This window comes from Pseudomonas sp. Irchel s3a18 (assembly GCF_900187535.1).
GTDB lineage: Bacteria > Pseudomonadota > Gammaproteobacteria > Pseudomonadales > Pseudomonadaceae > Aquipseudomonas.
On sequence record NZ_FYDV01000003.1, the window covers coordinates 238,136 to 262,155 of the forward strand.

Sequence of the window (24,020 nt, forward strand, 5' to 3'; positions counted from 1 at the left end):
GGCGGAGCATCGGGGGAGACGGTTTTGTTGAGTGGGCGCAAGGGTTCTTTTCTGGTGTTGTTCGTTGCCCTGTCTGGCTGCGGTGCTGGCGACTCCATGGAAAGCTTCGGCGGCCCGACCATGGGCAGCACCTATTCGATCAAGTACGCCCGTCACGCTGGATTACTCGCTCCGGCGGACGTTCAAGTGGAAGTCGAGAAAATCCTCGCCGAAGTCGACCGGCAAATGTCGACCTACCGCAGCGACTCGGACATCGAGCGCTTCAACGCATTACCCGCCAACCGTTGTCAGCCTATGCCTGTGCCAATCCTTGAGTTGGTTCGCGTTGGCGAGGATTTGTCTGTGCAAAGTGAAGGCTCCTTCGATTTGACGGTCGAGCCGTTGCTCAATCTCTGGGGGTTTGGCCCGCAAGCCCGCGAGGAAAAAGTCCCGACCGCCGAAGCGCTCGCCGAGGCACGGCAGCGAGTCGGTCATGGGCACCTGCGCATCGATGGCGATCAGTTGTGCAAGGACGCTGCGGTCGAGGTCGACTTCAACAGCATCGCCGCCGGTTACGCGGTGGATCGCATTGCGGCACAGCTCGAAGCCGCCGGCATTCATAGCTACCTGGCCGAAGTCACCGGCGAACTCAAGGCGGTCGGCAAGAAGCTCGACGGCTCGCCGTGGCGCATCGCACTGGAAGAACCTCGGGATGACAGGCAAGTGGCCGAGCGGATCATCGCCATCGACGGTTACGGTGTATCGACGTCCGGTGACTACCGCAACTATTTCGAGCAGGATGGGCGCCGCTACTCCCACACCTTCGATGCTCGTGCCGGCAGGCCGGTCCTGCATGACCTGGCGTCGGTGACGGTGATTCATCCTCAGGCGTTGATGGCCGATGGCTTGTCGACGCTGTTGCTGATTCTGGGGCCCGAGCGCGGCCGGGATTATGCGCAAAGGAACCAGATCGCTGCATTTTTTGTGATGCGTACCGATACAGGCTTCGTCACATCTACCAGTCAGGCTTTTGATCGCCTGAGTGCCGGAAAAACCCAGTGAACACGGCCCCGATCGCAAGGATTGCTGGCGTTGTAGTGCAGGCAAAACTAGCCTACGACGCTACCAAGGGTTAATGTGCGCGGCGTTGACGCATCTATAGACTGTTCCTGGGTTTTCGACTGACCCCAAATTGTTCCTTCATGCCGCGCCGTCGGCATGATTTAGCCGCGGGTGCCAACGGGGTGCCGCGGCCTGTTCTGAGGAGTACGCATGGCTGTCTACAACTACGACGTGGTGGTGTTGGGTTCCGGCCCGGCGGGAGAAGGCGCGGCAATGAACGCCGCCAAGGCAGGACGCAAGGTGGCGATGGTTGACAGCCGTCGCCAGGTCGGCGGCAACTGCACTCACCTGGGCACCATCCCGTCCAAGGCATTGCGTCACTCGGTCCGACAGATCATGCAGTTCAACACCAACCCGATGTTCCGGGCCATTGGTGAGCCGCGCTGGTTCTCGTTCCCGGACGTGCTCAAGAGCGCCGAGAAAGTCATTTCCAAGCAGGTCGCTTCGCGCACCGGTTACTACGCGCGCAATCGGATTGACGTGTTCTTCGGCACCGGCAGTTTCGCTGACGAGCAAACCATCGAAGTGGTCTGCGCCAACGGCGTGGTCGAAAAACTGGTGGCCAAGCACATCATCATCGCCACTGGCTCGCGCCCGTACCGCCCGGCCGATATCGATTTCCACCACCCGCGTATCTACGATAGCGACACCATCCTCAGCCTCGGCCACACCCCGCGCAAACTCATCGTTTACGGCGCCGGTGTGATCGGTTGCGAATACGCCTCGATCTTCAGTGGCCTGGGTGTGCTGGTTGAACTGGTGGACAACCGTGGCCAGTTGCTGAGCTTCCTGGACTCGGAAATCTCCCAGGCCCTGAGCTATCACTTCAGCAACAACAACATCACTGTGCGCCACAACGAAGATTACGATCACGTTGAAGGCGTGGACAACGGTGTGATCCTGCACCTCAAGTCCGGCAAGAAGATCAAGGCCGACGCCTTGCTCTGGTGTAACGGCCGTACCGGCAACACCGACCAGTTGGGTCTGGAAAACATCGGGGTGAAGGTCAACAGCCGTGGCCAGATCGAAGTCGACGAGAACTATCGCACCTGTATCCAGAATATCTATGGCGCCGGTGATGTGATCGGCTGGCCGAGCCTGGCCAGTGCTGCCCACGACCAGGGGCGTTCGGCCGCTGGCAGCATCGTCGACAACGGCAGCTGGCGCTTCGTCAACGACGTGCCGACCGGGATCTACACCATTCCGGAGATCAGCTCGATCGGCAAGAACGAGCAGGAGCTGACCCAGGCCAAGGTGCCGTACGAAGTCGGCAAGGCGTTCTTCAAGAGCATGGCGCGTGCGCAGATCGCCGGCGAGCCGCAAGGCATGCTGAAGATCCTGTTCCACCGCGAGACCCTGGAAGTGCTGGGCGTGCACTGCTTCGGTTATCAGGCGTCGGAGATCGTGCACATCGGCCAGGCGATCATGAACCAGCCGGGCGACCTGAACACCCTGAAGTACTTCGTCAACACCACGTTCAACTACCCGACCATGGCCGAAGCCTATCGGGTAGCGGCATACGACGGCCTCAACCGGCTTTTTTGAGCGGCTCCGGCCGGTGGCCTGAGCCGGCCGGGGAGACCGATTTCAGCAATTCTCGAGGGTGGCAGTGGCCAAACCGGGAAAGTCTGTAATCAGGCTGTCAACGCCGAAATCAGCGAGCCTGCGCATCAGCGCGGGTTCGTTGACTGTCCACACCGACACATGCAACCCCTGGCGCTGTGCCTTTTCCAGGCGTTCCGGCGTACACAGGGTCCAGTTCAGCGCCAGCATCTCGCAGCCATAACCCTGCGCGACCTTCAGTGGGTCGAGCCAGGCGTATTCGGCCACCAGTCCACGCGACACGTCCGGCACCAGATCCAGTGCGGCCTTGAGCACTTCCCGTGAGCTCGAGGTGATCGTCACCTTGTCCAGCAGGCCGAAACGCTGCGCCATTTCGCGAATCGCCAGTACCGTGGTGGCGGCGCGGGTGCGTGAGGCGCTTTTGACTTCCAGTTGCCAGTGCTCGAAATCGCATTGCTCGAACAGCGTCTCCAGCGTCGGGATCGGGCAGGGCTTGATCCAGCCCGGGCCGCCCTTGCGTGCGTCGTAGGTCACCAGCTCTGCCGCTGTATGCTCGACCACCTTGCCGCGACGGTCGGTGGTGCGCTTGAGTGTCGGGTCGTGGATGACCATCAACTCGCCGTCCATGGACAGGTGCAGGTCCAGTTCGCAACGGCGCACGCCGTGCTTGAGGCATTGCTGGAAACTGCTCAGGGTGTTTTCCGGTGCTTCGCCTTTGGCGCCGCGGTGGCCATAGATGAGGGTCACGGTTGTTCCTTAATTAATTGCCGGATTCGGTGTGCTCGCGTGCCAGGCGTCGTTCTTGGGCCTGTCGCTGCAAGATATAGCGGGCCAGCAATTGTCGCTGGGCATCGGTCAGGTATTGGAACTCGGTGCCGATCGCGAAGGTACCGAAACTCTCCGGTTCACAGTGAGTGACCTTGGCTCGCAACAACAGGCCCAGCGCTTGCGGCATCAACAACAGCTTGATCGCCAGATGGCTGCCGGCCGGGTAGGGGAGGTGGTGCTCGAACTCGATACCGCCTTCCGACAGCACCACGCGCTGCGGCTCATCGAACTTACCGAGCACGGTTTGGGCGACCACCTGACTGAGCAGGTCGATGCGTTTGTTCAGAACTTTCAGGTACGCCGCAGTGTTTCGGTCGCGCTCAGTGATCTGGCGCAGCAAGTGTTGCGACTCGAATTCGCTCAGGTGCAGTTCGCTGAGCAGATTGAACAGCGGGGAAGCATCCTGCAACACTTCCTGGCCTGCGGCTTCGGGGCCGGACAGGGGCTGAATTTCCAGTGCGATCATGTCCTCGATACGGTAGTATTCGCGGCGATCTTCTTCATCTAATGTCGACATGGCGAACCCATGGTAGCGGCGGTGGTCTGAGTGTAAAGCTGGTTATCGACCCCCGCCACAAGGACGTTCCTTTTCCCTCCGAACAAGCCCCGACATGTTCAGACCACTCTTCGTATTTATCGGCACGCGTTATACCCGTGCAAAGCGTCGCAATCATTTTGTGTCATTCATTTCCCTGACTTCGATGATCGGGCTCGCCCTTGGCGTGGTCGTGATGATCGTGGTGCTGTCGGTCATGAACGGCTTCGATCATGAGATGCGCACCCGCGTGCTGGGCATGGTGCCCCATGCGACCATCGAATCCGGTGAAGCCATCAACGACTGGCAAGGCCTGGCCGCCAAGGTCAAGCAGAATCCGCAGGTGCTGGCCGTTGCGCCGTTCACCCAGATGCAGGGGTTGCTGACCAACAACGGCCAGGTCTCCAAGGTGTTGCTCAATGGCATTGATCCTGCGCTGGAGCGGCAGGTGTCGATCATCGACAACTTCATGCAGCAGGGCAAACTCGACGACCTGTCCCCGGGCAGCTTCGGCATCGTGATCGGTGACAAGGCCGCGGCCAAGCTGGGCGTGGGTGTCGGCGACAAGCTGACCTTCGTCGCCCCCGAGGTCACGGTGACGCCGGCCGGGATGTTCCCGCGCATGAAGCGCTTTACCGTGGTCGGCATCTTCCACGTCGGCGCCGGCGAGATCGACGGCTACCTGGGGGTTACCAACCTGCAGGACCTGTCGAAACTGCATCGCTGGAAGCCGGACCAGATCCAGGGCTTGCGCCTGAAGTTCGACGACCTGTTCCAGGCGCCGCGCACGGCGTGGAGCATCGCCCAGCAACTGGGTGACGACCGTTTCTATGCCCGTGACTGGACCCGCACCCACGGCAACCTCTATCAGGCCATTCGCATGGAAAAAGCCATGATCGGCCTGTTGTTGCTGCTGATCGTTGCCGTGGCGGCGTTCAACATCATTTCCACGCTGGTGATGGTGGTCAATGACAAGAAGGGCGACATCGCGATCCTGCGTACCCTGGGCTCCACGCCGGGGCAGATCATGGCGATCTTCATGGTCCAGGGCACGGTGATCGGCGTGGTTGGCACGGCGATCGGCGCGGTGGTCGGCATGTTTGCCGCGCTGAATGTCAGCGCCGCGATCGCCGCCCTCGAGAGCCTGATCGGGCACAAATTCCTTAACGCTGACGTGTACTTCATCGACTACCTGCCTTCGCAGTTGCAGGCCCAGGATGTGTTGATGGTCTGCGGCGCGGCGTTGGTCCTGAGTTTCCTCGCCACCCTGTATCCAGCCTGGCGTGCTGCGCGCACCCAGCCGGCGGAGGCGCTACGTTATGAGTGAGTCGGGCATGAGTGATAAAGCAATCTTGAGTTGCCGCAACCTGGGCAAGTCCTACGAGGAAGGCCCGGAGTCGGTGGTGGTGCTGAACGGTTTGCAGCTGGAACTGCACCCCGGCGAACGCGTGGCGATCGTGGGCACTTCGGGGTCGGGCAAGAGTACCTTGCTCAACCTGCTGGGCGGTCTCGACACGCCAACCGAGGGCAGCGTCTGGCTGGCCGGCGAAGAACTGTCGGCGCTCAACGAAAAGAAACGTGGCCTGTTGCGCAACCGCTCCCTGGGTTTCGTCTACCAGTTCCACCACCTGCTGCCTGAGTTCACCGCTCTGGAAAACGTCTGCATGCCGCTGTTGATCGGCCGCACCGCGATCCCGGAGGCCCGTCAGCGCGCCACGGCGTTGCTGGAGCGGGTAGGCCTGAGCCATCGCCTGGAGCACAAGCCGGCCGAACTGTCCGGTGGCGAGCGTCAGCGCGTGGCCATCGCCCGTGCCCTGGTGAACAACCCCGGGTTGGTGATGCTCGACGAGCCCACCGGCAACCTCGACTCCCACACGGCCCAGGGCATCCAGGACTTGATGCTGGAACTCAGCACCTCGATGCGCACGGCGTTCCTGGTGGTGACCCACGACATGAACCTGGCGCGCCAGATGGACCGTGTCCTGCACTTGCAGGAAGGTTTTCTGACGCCCATCTGATGGGTTGAAACCCGGTGCCTGAAGCGGCACCGGGTCTTTTATTTTTATACGGTGCCCCAGCGAATGTTCAGACCGTTATCGATCTTTATCGGCACGCGCTATACCCGCGCCAAGCGCCGCAATCGCTTTGTTTCGTTTATCTCGATGACCTCGATGATCGGCCTCGCCCTGGGCGTGCTGGCGATGATCGTGGTGCTGTCGGTGATGAACGGCTTCCAGCGCGAAATGAGTTCGCGCATCCTCGGCATGGTGCCCCACGCCACTATCGTCGGGGTCAAGCCGATCGACGACTGGCAGCCGGTGGCAGCGGCCGCGATGAAAAATCCGCAAGTGACCGCCGCCGTACCGTTCACCGAAATGGAAGGCATGCTGTCCTACAAGGGGTCGATGCAGCCGATCCAGATCAGTGGCATTGATCCGGCTCAGGAAGGCAAGGTGTCCATCGTCGCCCAGCACATTGTGCAGGGCCGTCTAGATGCCTTGAAGCCTGGCGAGTTCGGCGTGGTGCTGGGTGAAATCACCGCACGGCGCTTTCGCTTGAACGTCGGTGACAGGATTACCCTGATCGTGCCGGAGGTCAGCACCGCACCGGGTGGGATCACGCCGCGCATGCAGCGGTTGAACGTGGTGGGGGTGTTCAAGGTCGGTGCCGAGCTGGACGGTTCGATGGCCCTGATCCATGTCGCCGACGCCGCGCAAATGCAGCGCTGGGAGCCGAATCAGGTGCAGAGCGTGCGCCTGGCGGTGACAGACCTGTATGCCGCGCCCAAGGTGTCGAGCGATATCGCGGCAAGCCTGGGCAGCGCCTACAAGGCCGATGACTGGACCCATACCCAGGGCAGCCTGTTCAGCGCGATGAAAATGGAAAAGACCATGATCGGCCTGTTGCTGCTGATGATCGTGGCCGTGGCGGCGTTCAACATCATCGCCACCCTGATCATGGTGGTGAACGACAAGGGCGCGGACATTGCGATCCTGCGCACCATCGGCGCCACGCCGCGGCAGATCATGGCGATCTTCATGGTGCAGGGCACGGTGATCGGTGTCGTCGGGACGCTGATCGGCGGCGCCCTTGGGGTGCTCGCGGCGCTGAACGTGAGTGCGCTGGTGGGCTGGGTGGAGCGGGTGAGCGGCCAGCACATCTTCAGCTCCGACGTGTATTTCGTCAGCAACCTGCCCTCGGAGTTGCAGGGCGCCGATGTGGTGTTGATCTGCTCGGCCGGTTTTATCCTGAGCTTCCTGGCCACCCTTTACCCGGCCTGGCGTGCGGCGAAAACCGAACCGGCGAACGCGTTGCGTTATTCGTAAGGCTGATCGTTCCCACGCTCCGCGTCACTAGTGTCCGGTAAACATGTGTCATAGCTGAAGGCTGCCTTGGGCAGCCTTCAGCTTTTCTCGCTCCTGCCTTCGTCGGTCTTTGAATTCTTGGGTAGCAGGCCGTTCATGCAGGACATGAGCGATGCGAACCGTCAGTTCAAATAACGAGCCGGGAAACCCTGAGCGGCGCTGGAAAAGGTGCAACAGCAGGTAGCTGATCAAGGCACTGTAGATCTGTAGGCGCACGGCGTTTTCGGAGAAGGCATAGAAGCGTTTGAGTTTCAGATGTTGCTTGATCCACTTGAAAAACAGCTCGATTTTCCAACGATCTTTGTACAAATCAGCGATTTCTTCAGCGGTTCTCGCGAAGTCGTTGGTCACCAGGATCAGCGGCGTTGCATGCCCCTCGCGTGCAACCACGACACGCCTTACCGGCTCTTCCCAGTAGTCATTCAGACGTTTGCCGCCTAGGTGCTTTTTGCCGAACCGTATGACTTCATCGGTCATGACCACGCTGTGCTCAGCCACATTTGAGTGCTCGTGCAGCACCTTGATATTGGCGTTTTTCTTCAACCGGGTAACGAACAGAGCCCCCTTGGTTTGCAACTGGTGCCACCAGTTGTAATCGCAGTAGCCCTTGTCAAAGACGTAGGTCATGCCGGCCTGAATCGGCATGTCCAACGCGTCACTCAGGTCGTTGACGTTGGCGTGAGTAATGTTCACGTAGACCGGGGCCAACTGCGCCAGATCCAGCCCTACATGCACTTTGAGACCTTGTGTAATGCGGGTTTTCGTCGCGGCAGTCCAATCATCGAAGTGAGGTCCGCGCAAGGTAATGGACGTGGAGTCAATTAAGCTGACCATGGCGCCGACTGCCTTGCGCTGCTGGTGACTGACGCCGCGTAACAGGAGTTCGCAAAGGTCCTGAAACGGCCGGTAGTCACGCTTGTTCAAGGCATCCGACAGTGTCGAGCGAGCAATGGGACCGGCCTGCAGATGGTAGCTATGCGCAGCCAGAGTCTCGGAGAAAGTCGCCAGGGACCGCAGGCTCAAGGCTTGGGTCAGATGGCCGCTGATCAATGTCACCAACAGTTGCCAGGACGTACAGCGTTTGACGTAGTGATCAGCCCGATGCGTTTCGATGGATTGCTGGAAGTACGGGCGCGGGATCGCACTGAGCAGTTGGCCTAAGCGGGTGCTGGAAAACATGAGTCAAAATCGAGTCTGAAATATCCGATTATGACCGAAGGCCGCCAACAGCAAGGGGGAGCAAGCTCCCCCTTCGGTTTTTACCGGACACTAGTGACGCTCCGCGTGGGAACGATCAGGTGCGGGGCAACTCCATCACAAACCGCGTCCAGCCTGGGCCTGATTCGCAACGAATCGTTCCGCCATGGGCGCGGATGATCGACTGGGTAATCGCCAGTCCCAGCCCGGCATGTTCACTGCTGCCTTCACGGCGCGCCGGGTCGGCGCGATAGAAACGGTCGAACAGGCGCGGCAACAAGGCTGCGGGAATGCCTTCCCCGGAGTTTTCGATACTCAGTTGCAGTCCCTTGTCGCCATCGACAATCCGTACCTCAACCGCGCCCTGTGGCGGGGTAAAGCGCAGCGCGTTGTCCAGCAGGTTGGAGAGGGCGCGGCGCAGCATGCTGCGGTCGCCTCGGATGGGCGCGTCACCGTGGCGGGTCAGTCGGACCTGCGCGTCTTCGGCCAGTGGCGCGTAATACTCCAGCAGCAGATCCGCCTCATCGCCCAGTTGCAGTGGTTCACGCTTGGGCATCAATAAACCGTGGTCGGCCTTGGCCAGGTACAGCATGTCATTGACCAGTTGCGCCATCCATTGCAGTTCTTCGAGGTTGCTGTGCAGGGCTTCGCGATAGTCTTCCAGGCCCCGGGGGCGGGTCAGGGTGACCTGGGTGTGGGTCAGCAGGTTCGACAGCGGCGTGCGTAGCTCATGGGCAATATCGGCGGAAAACGCCGACAGTCGCTGGAACGAATCATCGAGCCTGCCGAGCATGGCGTTGAACGTGTGGGCCAGTTCCGCGAGCTCGGCGGGCATCTGGTCTTCAGGCAGGCGCTGGGTCAGGGAGCTGGCGGAGACGCCGGCGGCGACTTCGCTCATGCGCCGCAATGGCCGCAGCCCGCTGCGCGCGGCCCAGGCGCCGAGCAGTGCAGTGGCCAGCGCGCAGAGGCTCACCGTCAGCCAGATCAAGTGCTGCATGCGTTGCAGGAAGTGCTGATGGTGAGTGATGTCGAGCAACAGTGTCAGTTGTGCGGAGTCGGCCCGTTCCGGCTGCAGCGGCGCGCTGTAGACCCGGTAGGCCGTGCCCGCGCTTTGCACGGTATGGAGGCCGGGCTGGGCGGGCAGGTCGGTGGGCAGGTTCGGGCTGCTGTCGAACCATAGGCCGCCGTCGGCGCCACGCACGCGCAACGCCAGGTCGGTCTGGTGGCTCATCTCATCCTGCAATTGTGTTTTGCGCTCGGCAAACAGTACGGGATCGTCGGCGCCCTGCAGTGCACTGCGCAGGGCGATCAGCTTGCCGTCGAGCAGTTGCTGGTCGAGCTCAATGAAATGCGCTTCGCTGGCGCGGCTGAACAGTACGCCGGCAAACAGCGAAACCACTGCGGTGCAGGCGGCAAACAGCAGGGCCAGGCGCGAGCCCAGGGACAGGCGGCGCATCAGGCTGGCCGCTCTTCAAGCACATAGCCCATGCCGCGCACGGTATGAATCAACTTGTTCGGGAAGTCATCGTCGATCTTCAAGCGCAGGCGCCGGATCGCCACTTCAATCACATTGGTGTCACTGTCGAAATTCATGTCCCAGACCTGGGAAGCGATCAGCGATTTAGGCAGCACTTCGCCCTGGCGGCGCAGGAGCATTTCCAGCAGGGCGAACTCCTTGGCGGTCAGGTCGATACGCTGGCCGTTGCGCTCGACCCGTCGGCGAATCAGGTCCAGGCGCAAGTCGGCCAGTTGCAGGCTGGTTTCCTGCGGCGTGGCGCTGCCGCGACGCAACAGGCTGCGCACCCGGGCCAGCAGTTCGGAGAAGGCAAAGGGTTTGACCAGGTAATCGTCGGCGCCCAGTTCCAGGCCGTGGACCCGGTCTTCCACCGCGTCCCGCGCGGTGAGGAATAGCACCGGAATCTCCAGGCCAGCGCTGCGCACGGCTTGCAGGATCTGCCAACCGTCGCGGCCGGGCAGCATCACATCGAGAATCAGCAACGAGTAGTCGCCAGTCAGGGCCAGATGCTGGCCGGTATTGCCATCGGCCACCAGTTCGGCGTTGAAGCCGGCCTCGGCCAGGCCCTGGCGCAAGTAGTGGCCGGTTTTCGGTTGGTCTTCGACGATCAGCAGTTTCATGGGCGACTCGAGTGGGATGGCACGGGTGCGTTATACCGTGGCGGGCGGTCGATCAGCCCAACCTTACAAAGTTGTAATCTGCTTGTCAGCTGCTTGGCAGCGGCGGGACACTAGAGTTTCCCACAGGCTGAACCTCATCTTGTTGGAGTGTAATCATGTTTTTGCGTAATCGACTGGTACTGGCTGGCTGCTTGCTGGTGTTGAGTTTTCCGGTATTTTCCGCGCTGGCACAGACCTACGGGTTCGGCACGCCGGCCCCGGCGGCGAAGGCCACGCGCACCGTTGAAATCGTCATGGGCGATATGTCGTTCAACCCCAAGGCCCTGCAGATCAAGGCCGGCGAGACCGTGCGTTTTGTGCTGATCAATAAAGGCCAGTTGCTGCACGAGTTCAACCTGGGCGACGTGACCATGCATGCCCAGCATCAGGCCGAAATGCTGAAAATGCAGCAAAGCGGCATGCTCACCCCGACCGCGATGAAGACAGCACCCATGGATCACGCGGCCATGGGCCATGGCTCGATGGCCGGCATGGACCATGGCGCGATGAAGCATGACGATCCAAACAGCGTGCTGGTAGAGCCGGGCAAGACCGCCGAGCTGACCTGGACCTTCAGCAAGGCCGGCAGCCTGGAATTTGCCTGCAATATCCCCAGCCATTATCAGGCCGGTATGGTCGGCAAACTGACGGTCAGTCAGTAAGCACTCAAAGGCGGGAGCAAAGGCTGATAGAATCGGCTGATTCTTCAGTCAGGTTTCCGCCATGCATCCCGCAGCCGAACACTCGCCGCTGGGCAAGTCCAGCGAATACATCGCCACCTACACGCCGTCCTTGCTGTTCCCGATCCCGCGCACCGCGAAATGGGCCGAGCTGGGCCTGACGGCCGACACCCTGCCGTACAAGGGCGTGGATTTCTGGAACTGCTTTGAACTGTCCTGGCTGCTGCCATCGGGCAAGCCGGTGGTGGCCATTGGCGAGTTCAGTATTCCGGCGGATTCGCCGAATATCATCGAGTCCAAGTCCTTCAAGCTGTACCTGAACTCGCTGAACCAGACACCGTTCGTCGACACCCAGACACTGCAAGCCACATTGGCGACCGACCTGTCGGCCGCCGCTGGTAAGCCGGTGGGCGTGCGCATTCGTAGTCTGGACGAGGTGCAGGCTGAGGGTGTCGTGGCCTTGCCGGGCGTGTGTATCGATGACCTGGATATCAGTGTCAGCAACTACGAGCATCCGCGCCCGGAACTGCTGCGTTGTGATGCTTCGCGTATCGTTGAAGAGAGCGTGCACAGCCATCTGCTCAAATCCAACTGCCCGGTCACCAGCCAGCCGGACTGGGGCAGCGTGGCGGTGGAGTACCGTGGCGCGGCACTGGATCACGCCAGCCTGTTGGCCTATCTGGTGAGTTTCCGCCAGCACTCGGATTTCCACGAGCAGTGCGTGGAGCGGATCTTCCTTGACCTGCAGCGCTTGTTGAAGCCGGAAAAACTCACGGTGTATGCGCGTTATGTGCGCCGTGGCGGGCTGGACATCAACCCGTACCGCAGTACTGAGGACGTGCAACTGCCGAACCATAGATTGGTCCGTCAATGAAGATTTAGCGTGGGCGATCGTAGTCCAGGCTGAAAAAACGAAAAAGCCCCACCATCGCTGGCGGGGCTTTTTTGCATGCGTTGGGGTCAGATCCCCATGTTGCCCAGGGTCTGCACAATGTTGCGCAAGGTCGCGGCCAGCGCCGGGTGGTCGAGTTCGAAGCGTTCTACGGCCAGGTTCACGCCATCGGACAGGCTGCTGTCCTGTGTGGCGCTTTCCAGTTTGATCTGCGCTTCGATTTTCTGCATCAGTTCCAGCAGGTGGTCACGTTCTTCCTGCGTGAGCGGCGGGTTCTGCTCCAGTTGCTCGCGCAGGGTAGTGAGTTGTTCTTGCAGTTCGCGGGCAGGCATGACGTCTTTCCTTTTATCGATAGGCACTGGCATAGACCGCAAGCGTGGATCAAAGGTCTACGTCTGGCCTTTAGATTAATCCACTGGCGAGCGAAGTGCATGATCTTGATCAACAATGACCGATCAGGGCTTCTCGCCCTTGCGTCGACGCAGGCCGATGTCCGACAGGCAGGTGTCGAGTTCGCCCAGGTGATCGATGACCGAGTGCACGCCCAGGCCGAACAGTTGCAGGGTCGCCTTGCCACGTTTGAGTTCGCGTTCCTGCTGGCTCAGGGCATGCCATTCGTTCGGTGCCAGCCCGCACAATGAACCGCAGGACGCCAGGCCGATGGTCCAGAGTCCGGCGTTGAGGCCCGATTGCAACAGGCGCGGTTCACCGCTGACCAGCACGCAACCGTCCAGGCGATCGATATTGAGCGTCATCAGGGCTTGCCAACAGGCATCGGGAGCGGGCCACTGGCCGACGCTCGGGGTGCGCGGGCTGGCAATGATCCAGTCCGGCAGCGAGACGGCCAGTGCCTGGCTTTGTCTGGGAGGCAACTCCTCGAGCCAGGCACAGGGAATGCCTTGCAGTTGCAGGGAGAGCAGCGCTTGCTCGGCCCCAGGTGTTGGTTGTGCGTGCCGGGTGCAGTTGGCGCCGTCGTGTCGGGTGCGGGCGCCGAAATCCACCAGGCAGCCGCTCAGGCCGAAGAGTATGGCGGTGGGGTGGGGGATGGGGTGTGGGACTGTCTGAGCGTGGGGCATTATTACATCCCTGAAATAATCAGAGAGGTTAAGGCAACAGAGTGACAGTTGAGTGACAAAAAAGGGCCTGATTATAGGCTGATGAGTTGTAGGTGATTTCCCTGAAAGCGGGCATCCGTCTTATACTAGGCGGCTTATTGCCCGGGTTTTGCGAGTCGGGCCAGTACCAACCAAGGAGTTTGCGTCTATGCGCTGGAGCAATTGCCTGGCTCGAGTATGTGTGTTTGCCGGCGTTTTGCTGGTCCCGTTCGCTGCCCAGGCGGCCACCGAAGAAGACCCTTGGGAAAGCATCAACCGCCCCATCTACACCTTCAACGATGTGCTGGACACCTATGCCCTCAAGCCTTTGGCACAGGGTTACCAATTCATCACGCCGCAGTTCCTTGAAGACGGCATTCACAATATGTACCGCAACATCGGTGACGTCGGCAACCTGGCCAACGACATCCTGCAGGCCAAGCCACACGCCGCGGGTGTCGACACCGCGCGCCTGATGCTCAACACCACCCTGGGCCTGGCCGGCTTTTTCGATGTGGGCACCAAGATGGGCCTGCAGCGCAACGACGAAGACTTCGGTCAGACCCTGGGCTATTGGGGCACGCCCAGCGGTCCTTACGTGATGCTGCCGTTCTTCGGTCCGAGCACACTGCGTGATGCGCCGTCCAAGTACATCGACGGCTATGCCCAGCCTTACCGCTACATGAACGACATTCCGGCGCGCAACATGGCGATCGGCATGGACGTGATCGACACCCGCGCCAGCCTGTTGTCGAGCGAGAAGCTGATCAGCGGCGACAAGTACGTGTTCATTCGTAATGCCTACCTGCAAAACCGTGAATTCAAGGTCAAGGACGGCCAGGTTGAAGACGATTTCTGAATCGACTCCGGCATGACAGGAAGGCGGCCTGATGGCCGCCTTCTTTGTCTGAATCGTCGTTCAATTCATTGTGAAGTCGCCGGTATTGTCCCCCTTGAACCATGCCATCTCGGTATCGGCTTCAAGACCCGGTTGCCTCCGCATCCATCGCATGCGGCTGAAATCGCGCTTTTCACGGTAGCCACGACCGGTTTGGCTCATGGGGACGATCCTTCCATTGTGTCGCGGATTTAACCGTTCTTATAACTCCTGGTGATTTGCAACGCAAAGACGCCGGATGACCATCGGCGCAAGCTTGAAACACCTCGCGGATGGGAGTACCGTCTGCGCCTTAGAAGGGCACCTCTGATGAACACGTGTGTAGGGCAAATGCTCGAAAGCAGTGCAACAGAGAGGCTAGAAAGCGAATCCAGTAGTGTGCGCCGGGCCAATTGCCCCGCCAGCTACGCCAACCTAATTCTGGCGCCGTTTGCCCACATGCAAAAAACCAGTGCCACGCTGCTGATAATCGATGACGACGAAGTAGTGCGCGCGAGTCTCGCGGCCTATTTGGAAGACAGTGGGTTCAGCGTCCTTCAGGCCAGCAATGGCCAGCAGGGGCTCGCGGTATTCGAGCAAAATCAACCCGATCTCGTGATCTGCGATCTGCGCATGCCGCAGATGGGCGGGCTCGAACTCATTCGTCAGGTGACCGACCTTTCGCCGCAAACCCCGGTGATCGTGGTATCCGGTGCCGGCGTGATGAACGACGCGGTCGAAGCCTTGCGCCTGGGCGCGGCGGATTACCTGATCAAGCCGCTGGAAGACCTGGCCGTGCTCGAGCACTCGGTACGCCGGGCGCTGGACCGCGCGCGACTGCTGGTGGAAAACCAGCGCTATCGCACCAAGCTCGAAACCGCCAATCGCGAGCTCGAAGCCAGCCTCAACCTGTTGCAGGAAGACCAGAACGCCGGGCGTCAGGTGCAGATGAACATGCTGCCGGTCAGCCCTTGGGCGATCGACGAGTTCAAGTTTGCCCACCAGATCATTCCGTCGCTGTACCTGTCGGGCGATTTTGTCGACTACTTCAGGGTCGACGAGCGTCGGGTAGCCTTCTACCTGGCGGACGTTTCGGGGCACGGCGCGTCCTCGGCATTCGTCACGGTGCTGCTGAAGTTCATGACCACGCGCTTGCTGTTTGAATCCAAGCGTAATGGCACCTTGCCGGAATTCACCCCTTCAGAAGTCCTCGGCCATATCAACCGGGGCCTGATCAGCTGTAAGCTGGGCAAACATGTCACGATGGTCGGTGGCGTCATCGACGAGGAGACGGGTTTGTTGACCTATAGCATCGGCGGACACCTGCCGTTGCCAGTGTTGTACACGCCAGACAGCGTGGGTTACCTCGAGGGTCGCGGTCTGCCGGTGGGCTTGTTCAACGAAGCCACCTACGAAGACCACGTCATCAAGCTGCCGCCGGTGTTCAGCCTGACGCTGATGTCCGACGGTATTCTGGACCTTTTGCCAGAACCCACACTCAAAGAAAAAGAAGCCGCCTTGCCGCAACGGGTGAGATCGGCGGGCGGCAGCCTGGACGGTCTGCGGCAGGTTTTTGGATTGGCCACGCTAGGGGAGATGCCGGATGATATCGCCCTGTTAGTGTTGAGCAGGAATCTTCAATGAGTACCGGTAGAATCCAGTTCGCCGAGCAGGACGGCACCTTCGTCCTGAAGTTCGTCGGTGAAGTTCGCCTGACCCTGTGTTCGGCGTTGGATGCGACTATAGAGCGGATCTTCACCGCGTTGAACTTCAACGCGATCGTGATCGATCTGACCGAAACCCGCAGCATCGACAGCACCACGCTGGGCCTGCTGGCCAAGCTGTCGATCATGTCGCGGCAAAAGGTCGGCCTGCTGCCGACGGTCGTCACCACCCACGAAGACATCACCCGTCTGTTGGAGTCCATGGGCTTCGAGCAGGTGTTCAACATCGTTGACCGGCCGGTGCCATGCCCTGAGTGCCTGACCGACCTGCCAGACCAGGACCAGTCCGAAGAAGTGGTGCGGATCAAGGTGCTTGAGGCACACAAGATCCTCATGGGCCTGAACGACTCCAACCGCGAAGCGTTCCACGACCTGGTGAATGCCCTGGAGCGTCACTGATCTCAGATAACTGAGTGCCTGTGGCGAGGGAACTTGCTCCCGCTGGGCTGCGTAGCAGGCCTGAAAAATCAGCGTACAAAAAAGGGCGAACCTGTGAGGGTTCGCCCTTTTTGCACTGGCTAGGCCTGAATCACAACTTGGCCTGCAACAGCGCCTCCAGCTTCTCCTGGTCCCGCGCGAACTGGCGAATGCCTTCGGCCAGCTTCTCGGTCGCCATCGCGTCTTCATTCGATGCCCAGCGGAACTGCGCTTCGGTCAGGCTCTGGCGCGCTTCACCGGCGTGGCCTGGTGCCAGCTTGCGTTCCAGCTTGCCGGTGTCGGCCGCCAGCTTCTCGATCAGGTCCGGGCTGATGGTCAGGCGATCACAGCCGGCCAGTTGCTCGATTTGATTGAGGTTGCGGAAGCTCGCGCCCATGACAACGGTCTTGTAGTCATTGGCCTTGTAGTAGTTGTAGATGCGCGTCACCGACTGCACGCCCGGATCATCGGCGCCGGTGTAGTCGTTGCCGTTGGCCTTCTTGTACCAGTCGTAGATGCGGCCCACGAACGGCGAAATCAGGAATACACCGGCCTCGGCACAGGCAATCGCCTGGGCGAAGGAGAACAGCAGGGTCAGGTTGGTCTGGATGCCTTCCTTTTCCAGTTGCTCGGCGGCGCGAATGCCTTCCCAGGTGGAGGCGATCTTGATCAGCACGCGGTCGCGGCCAATGCCGGCCTTGTCGTACAGCTCGATCAGGCGGTGCGCGCGTTTGAGCATCGCGTCGGTGTCGAACGACAGGCGCGCATCCACTTCGGTGGAAACACGCCCCGGAATCACTTTCAGAATCTCCTGGCCCACCGCAACAGCAAAGCGGTCACTGGCCAGGCCGACATCGCCCTTGCAGTCATGGACGCAGGCGTTCAGCAGCTCGGCATAAGCAGGAATGGCGGCCGCCTTGAGCAGCAGGGACGGGTTGGTGGTGGCATCCACCGGTTTAACGCGGGCGATAGCCTCGAAGTCGCCGGTATCGGCCACGACGGTGGTGATTTGTTTGAGTTGTTCCAGCTTGGAAGTCATGAGCGTGCTCTATCCTGTGGGTCTGTTGACATTACCCGAGCGCTGACAGCCACTCAAGGGCGCGAATGCGTAACAACGGCCTGGGCGGCAACTACCTGGAAACAGGTGTTTGAAAGGCCCGGCGCTATCCGTTAACTACGATGTCGAAACAGACCACAGGTTCAATACAAACGACGGTCAGCGCCCCTCGAGCAGCGCCGCCGCCTGATCCAGCAACGCCAGCGGCTCCTTGGCCTTGTGGATGTCCACCGACAGCAGCTGGCGAAACTTGCGTGCCCCCGGAAACCCGGTGCCCAGGCCCAGCACGTGCCGGGTGATATGGTGCATCGCGCCACCCGCGTCCAGGTGCGCAGCGATATACGGTCGCAACTGCGCCAACGCTTCAGCGCGGCTAATCACCGGCGCAGTGCTGCCGAACAACTGCTGGTCCACCTCGGCCATCACATAAGGGTTGTGATACGCCTCGCGGCCCAGCATCACCCCGTCAAAGGTCTGCAAATGCTCGCGGCAGGCCTCCAGCGTCTTGATCCCGCCGTTGAGAATGATCTCCAGCTCCGGGAAATCCGCCTTTAGCTGCGCGGCCACGTCATACCGCAGCGGCGGAATATCCCGATTCTCCTTCGGCGACAAACCCTCGAGAATCGCAATCCGCGCATGCACGGTAAAACTGGTGCAGCCGGCATCTCGCACCGTACCGACGAAATCACACAGCTCGGCATAACTGTCGCGGCCATTGATCCCGATCCGGTGCTTCACCGTCACCGGAATCGACACCGCGTCGCGCATCGCCTTCACGCAATCGGCCACCAACTGCGGATGCCCCATCAGGCACGCGCCAATCATATTGTTCTGCACCCGATCACTCGGACAGCCGACGTTGAGGTTCACCTCGTCATAACCGTGCTCTTGCGCCATGCGCGCGCAGGCCGCCAGATCCAGCGGAACACTACCCCCCAACTGCAACGCCAACGGATGCTCGGCCTCGTCGTGACGCAGGAAACGCTCGTGATCGCCGTTGAGCAGGGCGCCCGTGGTGACCATTTCGGTGTAGAGCAGCGCATGCCGGGAGAGCAGGCGCAGGAAGAAACGGCAGTGGCGGTCGGTCCAATCCATCATCGGGGCCACACTGAAGCGGCGGGAGAGGGCTGGATGGGTGGTTGGAGCGAGATCTAGAGGCATTGGGGTGTCTTTGGATTGCATTTTCAGCTGGGCACAGAAATGAACAGCGGACTGGGCTTGGCTAGAGAAATTGGCAGGTGGAACAAAGACGAGAGTTTATCAGGATTGGAGGATGCCAGGCAGCGAACAGCGCAGTGCTCTGCGATAGGGGCTGCGCTGAATATTCGCCTATCGAGACAGCTAACTTGGCGGGCACGAGTCGAATGACAGGGGTATCGCTGCGCTCAACCCATCCTGCGTACAGCTCACACTCCATACCATTGCATTATAGGGCTGTTCAGATTGGTTATATCCGCGCTCCAACATTCGGCTACCGTGATCATTAATACGGTGTGTTGAAGCGATGTTTGCCTCTGCTGCGATACACCCACAGCCCCCAAGCACGAGGAAACCATGATGAGCTCCCACAAAGCTGTCGCTGTTTCTCTGGCCTTGCTCAGCGCAGCCTTCATGGCATCTGCAGCCCAGGCCGAGGGAGCGGGTTTGATTACCGCCACCCCATCCGAACTCAAGTGGACAGCGGCACCGTCGGTGGGGCCCGGTGCGATGATCGCAGTGATTGAAGGTGATCTGAAAGCCGCCGAGCCCTTCACTCTGCGCTTGAAGCTGCCGGCAAATACGAAAATCGGCGTGCATACCCATCCCGTGACCGAACGCGTAACCGTTATCTCGGGCACTTTCTACTTCGCCACCGGCGACAAATTCGATTCGGCACAGGCCAAAGCCTATCACCCGGGCGACACCCTGATCATTCCCGTCGGCATGTCGATGTATGGCGCCAGCCGAGAACAGGAAACCGTACTCCAACTCCACGGCACGGGGCCTTGGGGGATCACCTACCTCAACCCGGCGGACGACCCCAGGAACAGCAAGATGTAGCGAGCGTTCTCGCCTGAATGGGTAGCCGGTTAGCTGGAGTTTCGGGACAAGGTCTGACTGCGGCAACACGCCCGGCGTGTTGCCGCAGTCCTCAGTCGGCTGTGGAAAGCCCATGCTTGTGTGCGTAGGCGTACAGATCTATGCGGTTCGTCAGGCCCAGCTTGCTATAGATCGATGTCAAATGGTTGCGCAGCGTGTGCTCGCTGATGTGCAGCCTCTCGGCCACCAACTTGCCAGGGGCGGAGGGGTCGCTGGCCAGCGATGCAATGGTCTGGTGCTCGCGGCGCGTTAGCTTGGCGATTTTTTGCTGCTCCGGGTCTTTATCGCGCTCGGCTTTCTTGCGCGCCAGTTCAAGAAAGATACGGCTGGTCGCATTGCGGTCAATCCAGAGTTCGCCGTCATGCACTTTTTCTATGGCTTTGAGCAATGTGGATGCGGATGCCGACTCCCGCTTATCCACCACGCCACGTGCACCCGCCAGCACCGCACGGTCATGCAGCGCCACGTCGCTCGACCCTGTCACCACCAGAATCCTGGCTTTGGTCTGGCTGTGCAAGTCGGCCAGCGACTCGATACAGTCCTCGCCGTCCAGGTCCAGCACCACCACATCTGGCGCGTCTTGGTGCAGCGAAAGCAGGTATTGCGCCACCGACGCCGCCGAACCCAGCAGCGCCAACCTCGGTTGAGCGCTTTCCACCAGACGCTCAAGGCCCCAGGCCACGAGCGGTAGAGCGACTAACTGGACTTGAATTGGCATGCGGGATGCTGCCTCTTTAGGCGGGTTGTGTTAGCTGCTCATGATAGCAATCGTTGCAGCCTGTCGCTTTTTTCTATAGCGCTTCAGGCAGCCCCTCCCATGACATTTGTCCCATAAAACACTGTTTTCATGGGGGATTGACTCCCAGAAAAAAGGGATAGCGCGCTCATGTAAAAAACAGTGGTCGTTTTTAGACTGCAACCATGAAAGACGCATACCGAACTGAGCCCCGTGAACAAGTCACCCTGTCGCTGCAACTGACCGGCGGGAGCGAAGGTGTCACCCGTGACATCAGCGCCTCCGGTTTGTATTTCGAAACCGATAGCGAGCAGCAGGTGGGTAGCTTGATTGACTTCGAGATCGAACTCGACACCCCCGGCGGCCCCATGAAGTTCAAGGCGCAAGGACAAATCGTGCGCATTGAGCCACAGGGCGGCAGGACCGGGGCGGGCGTGAAGCTGCTGGCCAGCCGGCTGGTGCCGGTGGAGTGAGCTGTTCGTGGGTTGAGGAAGAATCGGCTTGTGGCGGTTAGCGGCCACAGCGGTTTTTTACTCGGAGTGACATTCTTGGGAGAAAGACATGGCTAGCACCACTACTACCAGCGGCGGAACCGTTACCTCGTTTTCCAACACGCCCCAGGCGAAGGATGACATCTTCACCACCACTGAAGATCTGCTGGGAGTCGTGTATTGGGACGTCATGTCTAATGACCTCGGCGGCAGCGCGAAGACACTCTGGTCACTCGACAACGCGGACAGTCTTTCTACTGCCACCAAGACTTATGCTCCGGCCGACCTCCTGACCCAGGATACGGCGAGGGCTGAGGCGACGAGTTCTGACACCAGTTTGAATGGTGCAAAGATCTGGATCACCTCGGACGGTAAGGTCGGCTACGACGCCGCTACTTTGTCGGGTGCTTTCAAGATACAACTCCAGGCGCTTGCTGCTGGCGAGCTCCTGACGGACAGCTTTACCTATGCGATTCGTCTCGGCAACGGAACGCTCGGTTGGGCCACCACGACGGTGCAGTTTTCGGGCGTGAATGATGGTGTGACGATGAGCATCGGCGCGCAGGCCAGCATGGTGACCGAAGACGCCGTTAGCACGGCGAGCACGACCGACTCGCCGACGGCCAGCGGCACGATTGCCTTTAACGACGTCGACCTGAGCGACACGCACACGGCGACGTTCGCGCCGGCGGGGGACAACATCACTTATCTTGGTACGTTCGCGCTCTCGCCGGTAAGCGAAGCCGCGAACGAGGCCAACGGTTCGGTGCAATGGACGTACAACCTGAGCAATGCGGCGGCGCAGTACTTGGCCCAGGGACAGGCAGTGACCGAAACTTACCGGGTCACCATCAGCGATGGTCATGGTTCGTCGGTAACGCAGAATGTGACCATCACCATCACCGGCACCAATGACGCGCCGACGGTGACGGCGGCAGAGGTCGAAAGCGGTGCGGTGGCCGAAGACGGCACCACGGTGGCCAGCGGCAGCTTCGCCTTCGGCGACGTGGACCTGGCCGATGATGCACATGTGGCCAGCGTGAGCGCGCCGACCGGTACGCTGGGTACGCTGGTAGCCAATGTGAGCGACGAGAGCACAGGCGACGCTGCGGGCAGCGTGGGCTGGACCTATACGCTGAGCAACAGCGCGGCGCAGTACCTGGCCGAGGGCCAGATCAAGACCGAAGTGTTCACGGTGACGCTGACCGACGACTTCGGGGCGACGGTGACCAAGGACGTGACGATCACCCTCACCGGGACCAACGACCAGCCGACACTGACGATCACCGACACGACCGGGGCAATGAACGAAGGCAACGCGGCAGCCACGCTGAGCGACAGCGGTGTGCTGAGCTTCGCCGACCTGGACAGCAATGATGTGGTGACCGTCAGCCAGACCTCCAACGACGACATCGCCTGGAGCGGCGGTACCCTCGACGCGGCGCAGGCCGCAGCGCTGGTGGCGGGCTTCTCGGTCGATCAGGGCAGCTGGAACTACAGCAGCAGCCAGCACCTGGACTTCCTGCGCGCCGGCGAAACCATCAGCTTCTCCTACGCCGTGATAGCCAGCGACAACAGCGGCGCGGCTAACGCGACCTCGGCAACACAGACGGTGACGATCACCCTCACCGGGACCAACGACCAGCCGACGCTGACCATCACCGACACGACCGGTGCAATGAACGAAGGCAATGCGGCAGCCACGCTGAGCGACAGCGGTGCACTGAGCTTCTCGGACCTGGACAGCAATGACGTAGTGACGGTCAGCCAGACCTCCAACGACGATATCGCCTGGAGCGGCGGTACCCTCGACGCGGCGCAGGCCGCGGCGTTGGTGGCCGGCTTCTCGGTCGATCAGGACAGCTGGAACTACAGCACTAGCCAGAACCTGGACTTCCTGCGTGCCGGTGAAACCATCAGCTTCTCTTACGCCGTGGTGGCCAGCGACGACAGTGGCGCGGGCAACGCGGCCTCGGCGACGCAGACGGTGACGATCACCCTTACCGGCACCAACGACCAGCCGACGCTGACCATCACCGACACGGTCGGGGCGATGAACGAAGGCAACGCCGCAGCCACGCTGAGCGACAGCGGTGTGCTGAGCTTCGCCGATCTGGACAGCAATGACGTAGTGACCGTCAGCCAGACCTCCAACGACGACATCGCCTGGAGCGGCGGTACCCTCGACGCGGCGCAGGCCGCAGCGCTGGTGGCGGGCTTCTCGGTCGATCAGGACAGCTGGAACTACAGCAGCAGCCAAAACCTGGACTTCCTGCGCGCCGGCGAAACCATCAGCTTCTCCTACGCCGTGGTGGCCAGCGACGACAGCGGCGCGGCTAACGCGGTCTCGGCGACGCAGACGGTGACGATCACCCTTACCGGCACCAACGACCAGCCGACACTGACGATCACCGACACGACCGGTGCGATGAACGAAGGCAACGGCGCAGCCACGTTGAGCGACAGCGGTGTGCTGAGCTTCTCGGACCTGGACAGCAATGATGTGGTGACGGTCAGCCAGACCTCCAACGACGACATCGCCTGGAGCGGCGGTACCCTCGACGCGGCGCAGGCCGCGGCGCTGGTGGCCGGCTTCTCGGTCGATCAGGACAGCTGGAACTACAGCAGCAGCCAAAACCTGGACTTCCTGCGTGCCGGCGAAACCATCAGTTTCTCCTTCGCCGTGGTGGCCAGCGACGACAGCGGCGCGGCTAACGCGACCTCGGCAACACAGACGGTGACGATCACCCTCACCGGGACCAACGACCAGCCGACACTGACGATCACCGACACGACCGGGGCAATGAACGAAGGCAACGCCGCAGCCACGCTGAGCGACAGCGGTGCGCTGAGCTTCGCCGATCTGGACAGCAATGACGTAGTGACCGTCAGCCAGACCTCCAACAATGACATCGCCTGGAGCGGCGGTACCCTCGACGCGGCGCAGGCCGCGGCGCTGGTGGCGGGTTTCTCGGTCGATCAGGACAGCTGGAACTACAGCAGCAGCCAAAACCTGGACTTCCTGCGCGCCGGCGAAACCATCAGCTTCTCCTACGCCGTGGTGGCCAGCGACGACAGCGGCGCGGCTAACGCGGTCTCGGCGACGCAGACGGTGACGATCACCCTTACCGGCACCAACGACCAGCCGACACTGACGATCACCGACACGACCGGTGCGATGAACGAAGGCAACGGCGCAGCCACGCGGG

24 protein-coding genes are annotated in these 24,020 nt (G+C 60.8%); 13 read left to right on the forward strand and 11 right to left on the reverse strand.

Annotation, left to right across the window (positions count from 1 at the left end; genetic code table 11):
• Positions 1-96: 96 nt before the first annotated feature.
• Both CKW29_RS06210 and sthA read left to right on the forward strand, forming a co-directional pair.
• On the forward strand, positions 97-1,041 hold the full coding sequence (locus CKW29_RS06210) for an FAD:protein FMN transferase (protein ID WP_371850785.1): 945 nt from the start codon (positions 97-99) through the stop codon (positions 1,039-1,041).
• A 210-nt stretch (positions 1,042-1,251) separates the two neighbouring features.
• Positions 1,252-2,646 carry a Si-specific NAD(P)(+) transhydrogenase gene (gene sthA / locus CKW29_RS06215; RefSeq protein ID WP_095143134.1) on the forward strand — a complete coding sequence of 465 codons (1,395 nt, stop codon included), beginning with the start codon at positions 1,252-1,254 and terminating at the stop codon, positions 2,644-2,646.
• A gap of 42 nt (positions 2,647-2,688) precedes the next feature.
• On the opposite strand, the gene CKW29_RS06220 is transcribed toward sthA, so the two are convergent.
• A complete protein-coding gene (locus tag CKW29_RS06220; RefSeq protein WP_095082289.1) occupies positions 2,689-3,411 on the reverse strand; it encodes a glycerophosphodiester phosphodiesterase family protein in 723 nt (240 codons plus the stop codon).
• A gap of 13 nt (positions 3,412-3,424) precedes the next feature.
• Positions 3,425-4,009, reverse strand: coding sequence for a PilZ domain-containing protein (locus CKW29_RS06225; RefSeq protein WP_095143135.1), 585 nt, complete (start codon positions 4,007-4,009; stop codon positions 3,425-3,427).
• 94 nt (positions 4,010-4,103) lie between these two features.
• Between CKW29_RS06225 and CKW29_RS06230 the strand changes: the two genes are divergently transcribed.
• The 3 genes from CKW29_RS06230 to CKW29_RS06240 all read left to right on the forward strand — a co-directional run bounded on the left by CKW29_RS06230 (position 4,104) and on the right by CKW29_RS06240 (position 7,353).
• Positions 4,104-5,354: a lipoprotein-releasing ABC transporter permease subunit gene (locus tag CKW29_RS06230; RefSeq protein ID WP_095148094.1), complete on the forward strand. Its 1,251-nt coding sequence runs from the start codon at positions 4,104-4,106 to the stop codon at positions 5,352-5,354.
• Positions 5,355-5,361: 7 nt separating this feature from the next.
• Positions 5,362-6,045: a lipoprotein-releasing ABC transporter ATP-binding protein LolD gene (lolD, locus tag CKW29_RS06235; protein ID WP_177452397.1), complete on the forward strand. Its 684-nt coding sequence runs from the start codon at positions 5,362-5,364 to the stop codon at positions 6,043-6,045.
• Between the two features lie 63 nt (positions 6,046-6,108).
• The gene (locus CKW29_RS06240; protein WP_095143138.1) at positions 6,109-7,353 is read left to right on the forward strand and encodes a lipoprotein-releasing ABC transporter permease subunit; all 1,245 of its coding nucleotides are present in this window, start codon (positions 6,109-6,111) and stop codon (positions 7,351-7,353) included.
• A 48-nt stretch (positions 7,354-7,401) separates the two neighbouring features.
• On the opposite strand, the gene CKW29_RS06245 is transcribed toward CKW29_RS06240, so the two are convergent.
• The 3 genes from CKW29_RS06245 to CKW29_RS06255 form a co-directional block, all read right to left on the reverse strand.
• Positions 7,402-8,571 (reverse strand): IS4 family transposase, encoded by a 1,170-nt coding sequence (locus tag CKW29_RS06245; RefSeq protein ID WP_095143139.1) that lies wholly within the window; start codon positions 8,569-8,571, stop codon positions 7,402-7,404.
• A gap of 115 nt (positions 8,572-8,686) precedes the next feature.
• Positions 8,687-10,045 (reverse strand): heavy metal sensor histidine kinase, encoded by a 1,359-nt coding sequence (locus tag CKW29_RS06250; RefSeq protein ID WP_095148096.1) that lies wholly within the window; start codon positions 10,043-10,045, stop codon positions 8,687-8,689.
• Complete coding sequence (locus tag CKW29_RS06255; RefSeq protein ID WP_095148097.1) at positions 10,045-10,725, reverse strand: heavy metal response regulator transcription factor; 681 nt, start codon at positions 10,723-10,725, stop codon at positions 10,045-10,047. The genes CKW29_RS06250 and CKW29_RS06255 overlap by 1 nt, the downstream gene beginning before the upstream one ends.
• A gap of 155 nt (positions 10,726-10,880) precedes the next feature.
• Here CKW29_RS06255 and CKW29_RS06260 point away from each other — a divergent pair, with 155 nt between their 5' ends.
• Entirely contained in the window at positions 10,881-11,426 is a 546-nt protein-coding gene (locus CKW29_RS06260; RefSeq protein WP_095148098.1) for a plastocyanin/azurin family copper-binding protein, read from the forward strand.
• A gap of 61 nt (positions 11,427-11,487) precedes the next feature.
• Positions 11,488-12,318: an NADPH-dependent 7-cyano-7-deazaguanine reductase QueF gene (queF, locus tag CKW29_RS06265; RefSeq protein WP_095148099.1), complete on the forward strand. Its 831-nt coding sequence runs from the start codon at positions 11,488-11,490 to the stop codon at positions 12,316-12,318.
• An 86-nt stretch (positions 12,319-12,404) separates the two neighbouring features.
• Here the strand turns inward: queF and CKW29_RS06270 are convergent, their stop codons facing one another.
• Positions 12,405-12,668 carry a DUF4404 family protein gene (locus CKW29_RS06270; protein WP_095082301.1) on the reverse strand — a complete coding sequence of 88 codons (264 nt, stop codon included), beginning with the start codon at positions 12,666-12,668 and terminating at the stop codon, positions 12,405-12,407.
• A gap of 123 nt (positions 12,669-12,791) precedes the next feature.
• Positions 12,792-13,412, reverse strand: coding sequence for a phosphatase (locus tag CKW29_RS06275; RefSeq protein WP_095143145.1), 621 nt, complete (start codon positions 13,410-13,412; stop codon positions 12,792-12,794).
• 187 nt (positions 13,413-13,599) lie between these two features.
• Between CKW29_RS06275 and CKW29_RS06280 the strand changes: the two genes are divergently transcribed.
• Positions 13,600-14,289, forward strand: a complete 690-nt coding sequence (locus tag CKW29_RS06280) for a VacJ family lipoprotein (RefSeq protein WP_095148100.1) — start codon at positions 13,600-13,602, stop codon at positions 14,287-14,289.
• A 60-nt stretch (positions 14,290-14,349) separates the two neighbouring features.
• Here CKW29_RS06280 and CKW29_RS25715 read toward each other — a convergent pair whose 3' ends face one another.
• Complete coding sequence (locus CKW29_RS25715; RefSeq protein WP_159950247.1) at positions 14,350-14,490, reverse strand: hypothetical protein; 141 nt, start codon at positions 14,488-14,490, stop codon at positions 14,350-14,352.
• 276 nt (positions 14,491-14,766) lie between these two features.
• Between CKW29_RS25715 and rssB the strand changes: the two genes are divergently transcribed.
• Positions 14,767-15,951, forward strand: a complete 1,185-nt coding sequence (rssB, locus tag CKW29_RS06285) for a two-component system response regulator RssB (RefSeq protein ID WP_095082305.1) — start codon at positions 14,767-14,769, stop codon at positions 15,949-15,951.
• Positions 15,948-16,430 carry an anti-sigma factor antagonist RssC gene (gene rssC / locus CKW29_RS06290; RefSeq protein WP_095082307.1) on the forward strand — a complete coding sequence of 161 codons (483 nt, stop codon included), beginning with the start codon at positions 15,948-15,950 and terminating at the stop codon, positions 16,428-16,430. Before rssB ends, rssC begins: the two co-directional genes overlap by 4 nt.
• A gap of 130 nt (positions 16,431-16,560) precedes the next feature.
• On the opposite strand, the gene tal is transcribed toward rssC, so the two are convergent.
• Positions 16,561-17,487, reverse strand: coding sequence for a transaldolase (gene tal, locus CKW29_RS06295; protein ID WP_095143147.1), 927 nt, complete (start codon positions 17,485-17,487; stop codon positions 16,561-16,563).
• A 177-nt stretch (positions 17,488-17,664) separates the two neighbouring features.
• Positions 17,665-18,666 carry a tRNA dihydrouridine(20/20a) synthase DusA gene (gene dusA / locus CKW29_RS06300; RefSeq protein WP_095148101.1) on the reverse strand — a complete coding sequence of 334 codons (1,002 nt, stop codon included), beginning with the start codon at positions 18,664-18,666 and terminating at the stop codon, positions 17,665-17,667.
• 396 nt (positions 18,667-19,062) lie between these two features.
• Here dusA and CKW29_RS06305 point away from each other — a divergent pair, with 396 nt between their 5' ends.
• On the forward strand, positions 19,063-19,545 hold the full coding sequence (locus tag CKW29_RS06305; protein WP_095148102.1) for a cupin domain-containing protein: 483 nt from the start codon (positions 19,063-19,065) through the stop codon (positions 19,543-19,545).
• 91 nt (positions 19,546-19,636) lie between these two features.
• Here CKW29_RS06305 and CKW29_RS06310 read toward each other — a convergent pair whose 3' ends face one another.
• Positions 19,637-20,242 (reverse strand): response regulator transcription factor, encoded by a 606-nt coding sequence (locus CKW29_RS06310; protein WP_256584831.1) that lies wholly within the window; start codon positions 20,240-20,242, stop codon positions 19,637-19,639.
• 263 nt (positions 20,243-20,505) lie between these two features.
• Between CKW29_RS06310 and CKW29_RS06315 the strand changes: the two genes are divergently transcribed.
• A complete protein-coding gene (locus CKW29_RS06315) occupies positions 20,506-20,793 on the forward strand; it encodes a PilZ domain-containing protein (RefSeq protein WP_095148104.1) in 288 nt (95 codons plus the stop codon).
• Positions 20,794-21,148: 355 nt separating this feature from the next.
• Positions 21,149-24,020, forward strand: a 2,872-nt coding sequence (locus CKW29_RS06320) for a VCBS domain-containing protein (protein WP_256584832.1), incomplete at its 3' end; no start/stop codon positions are given.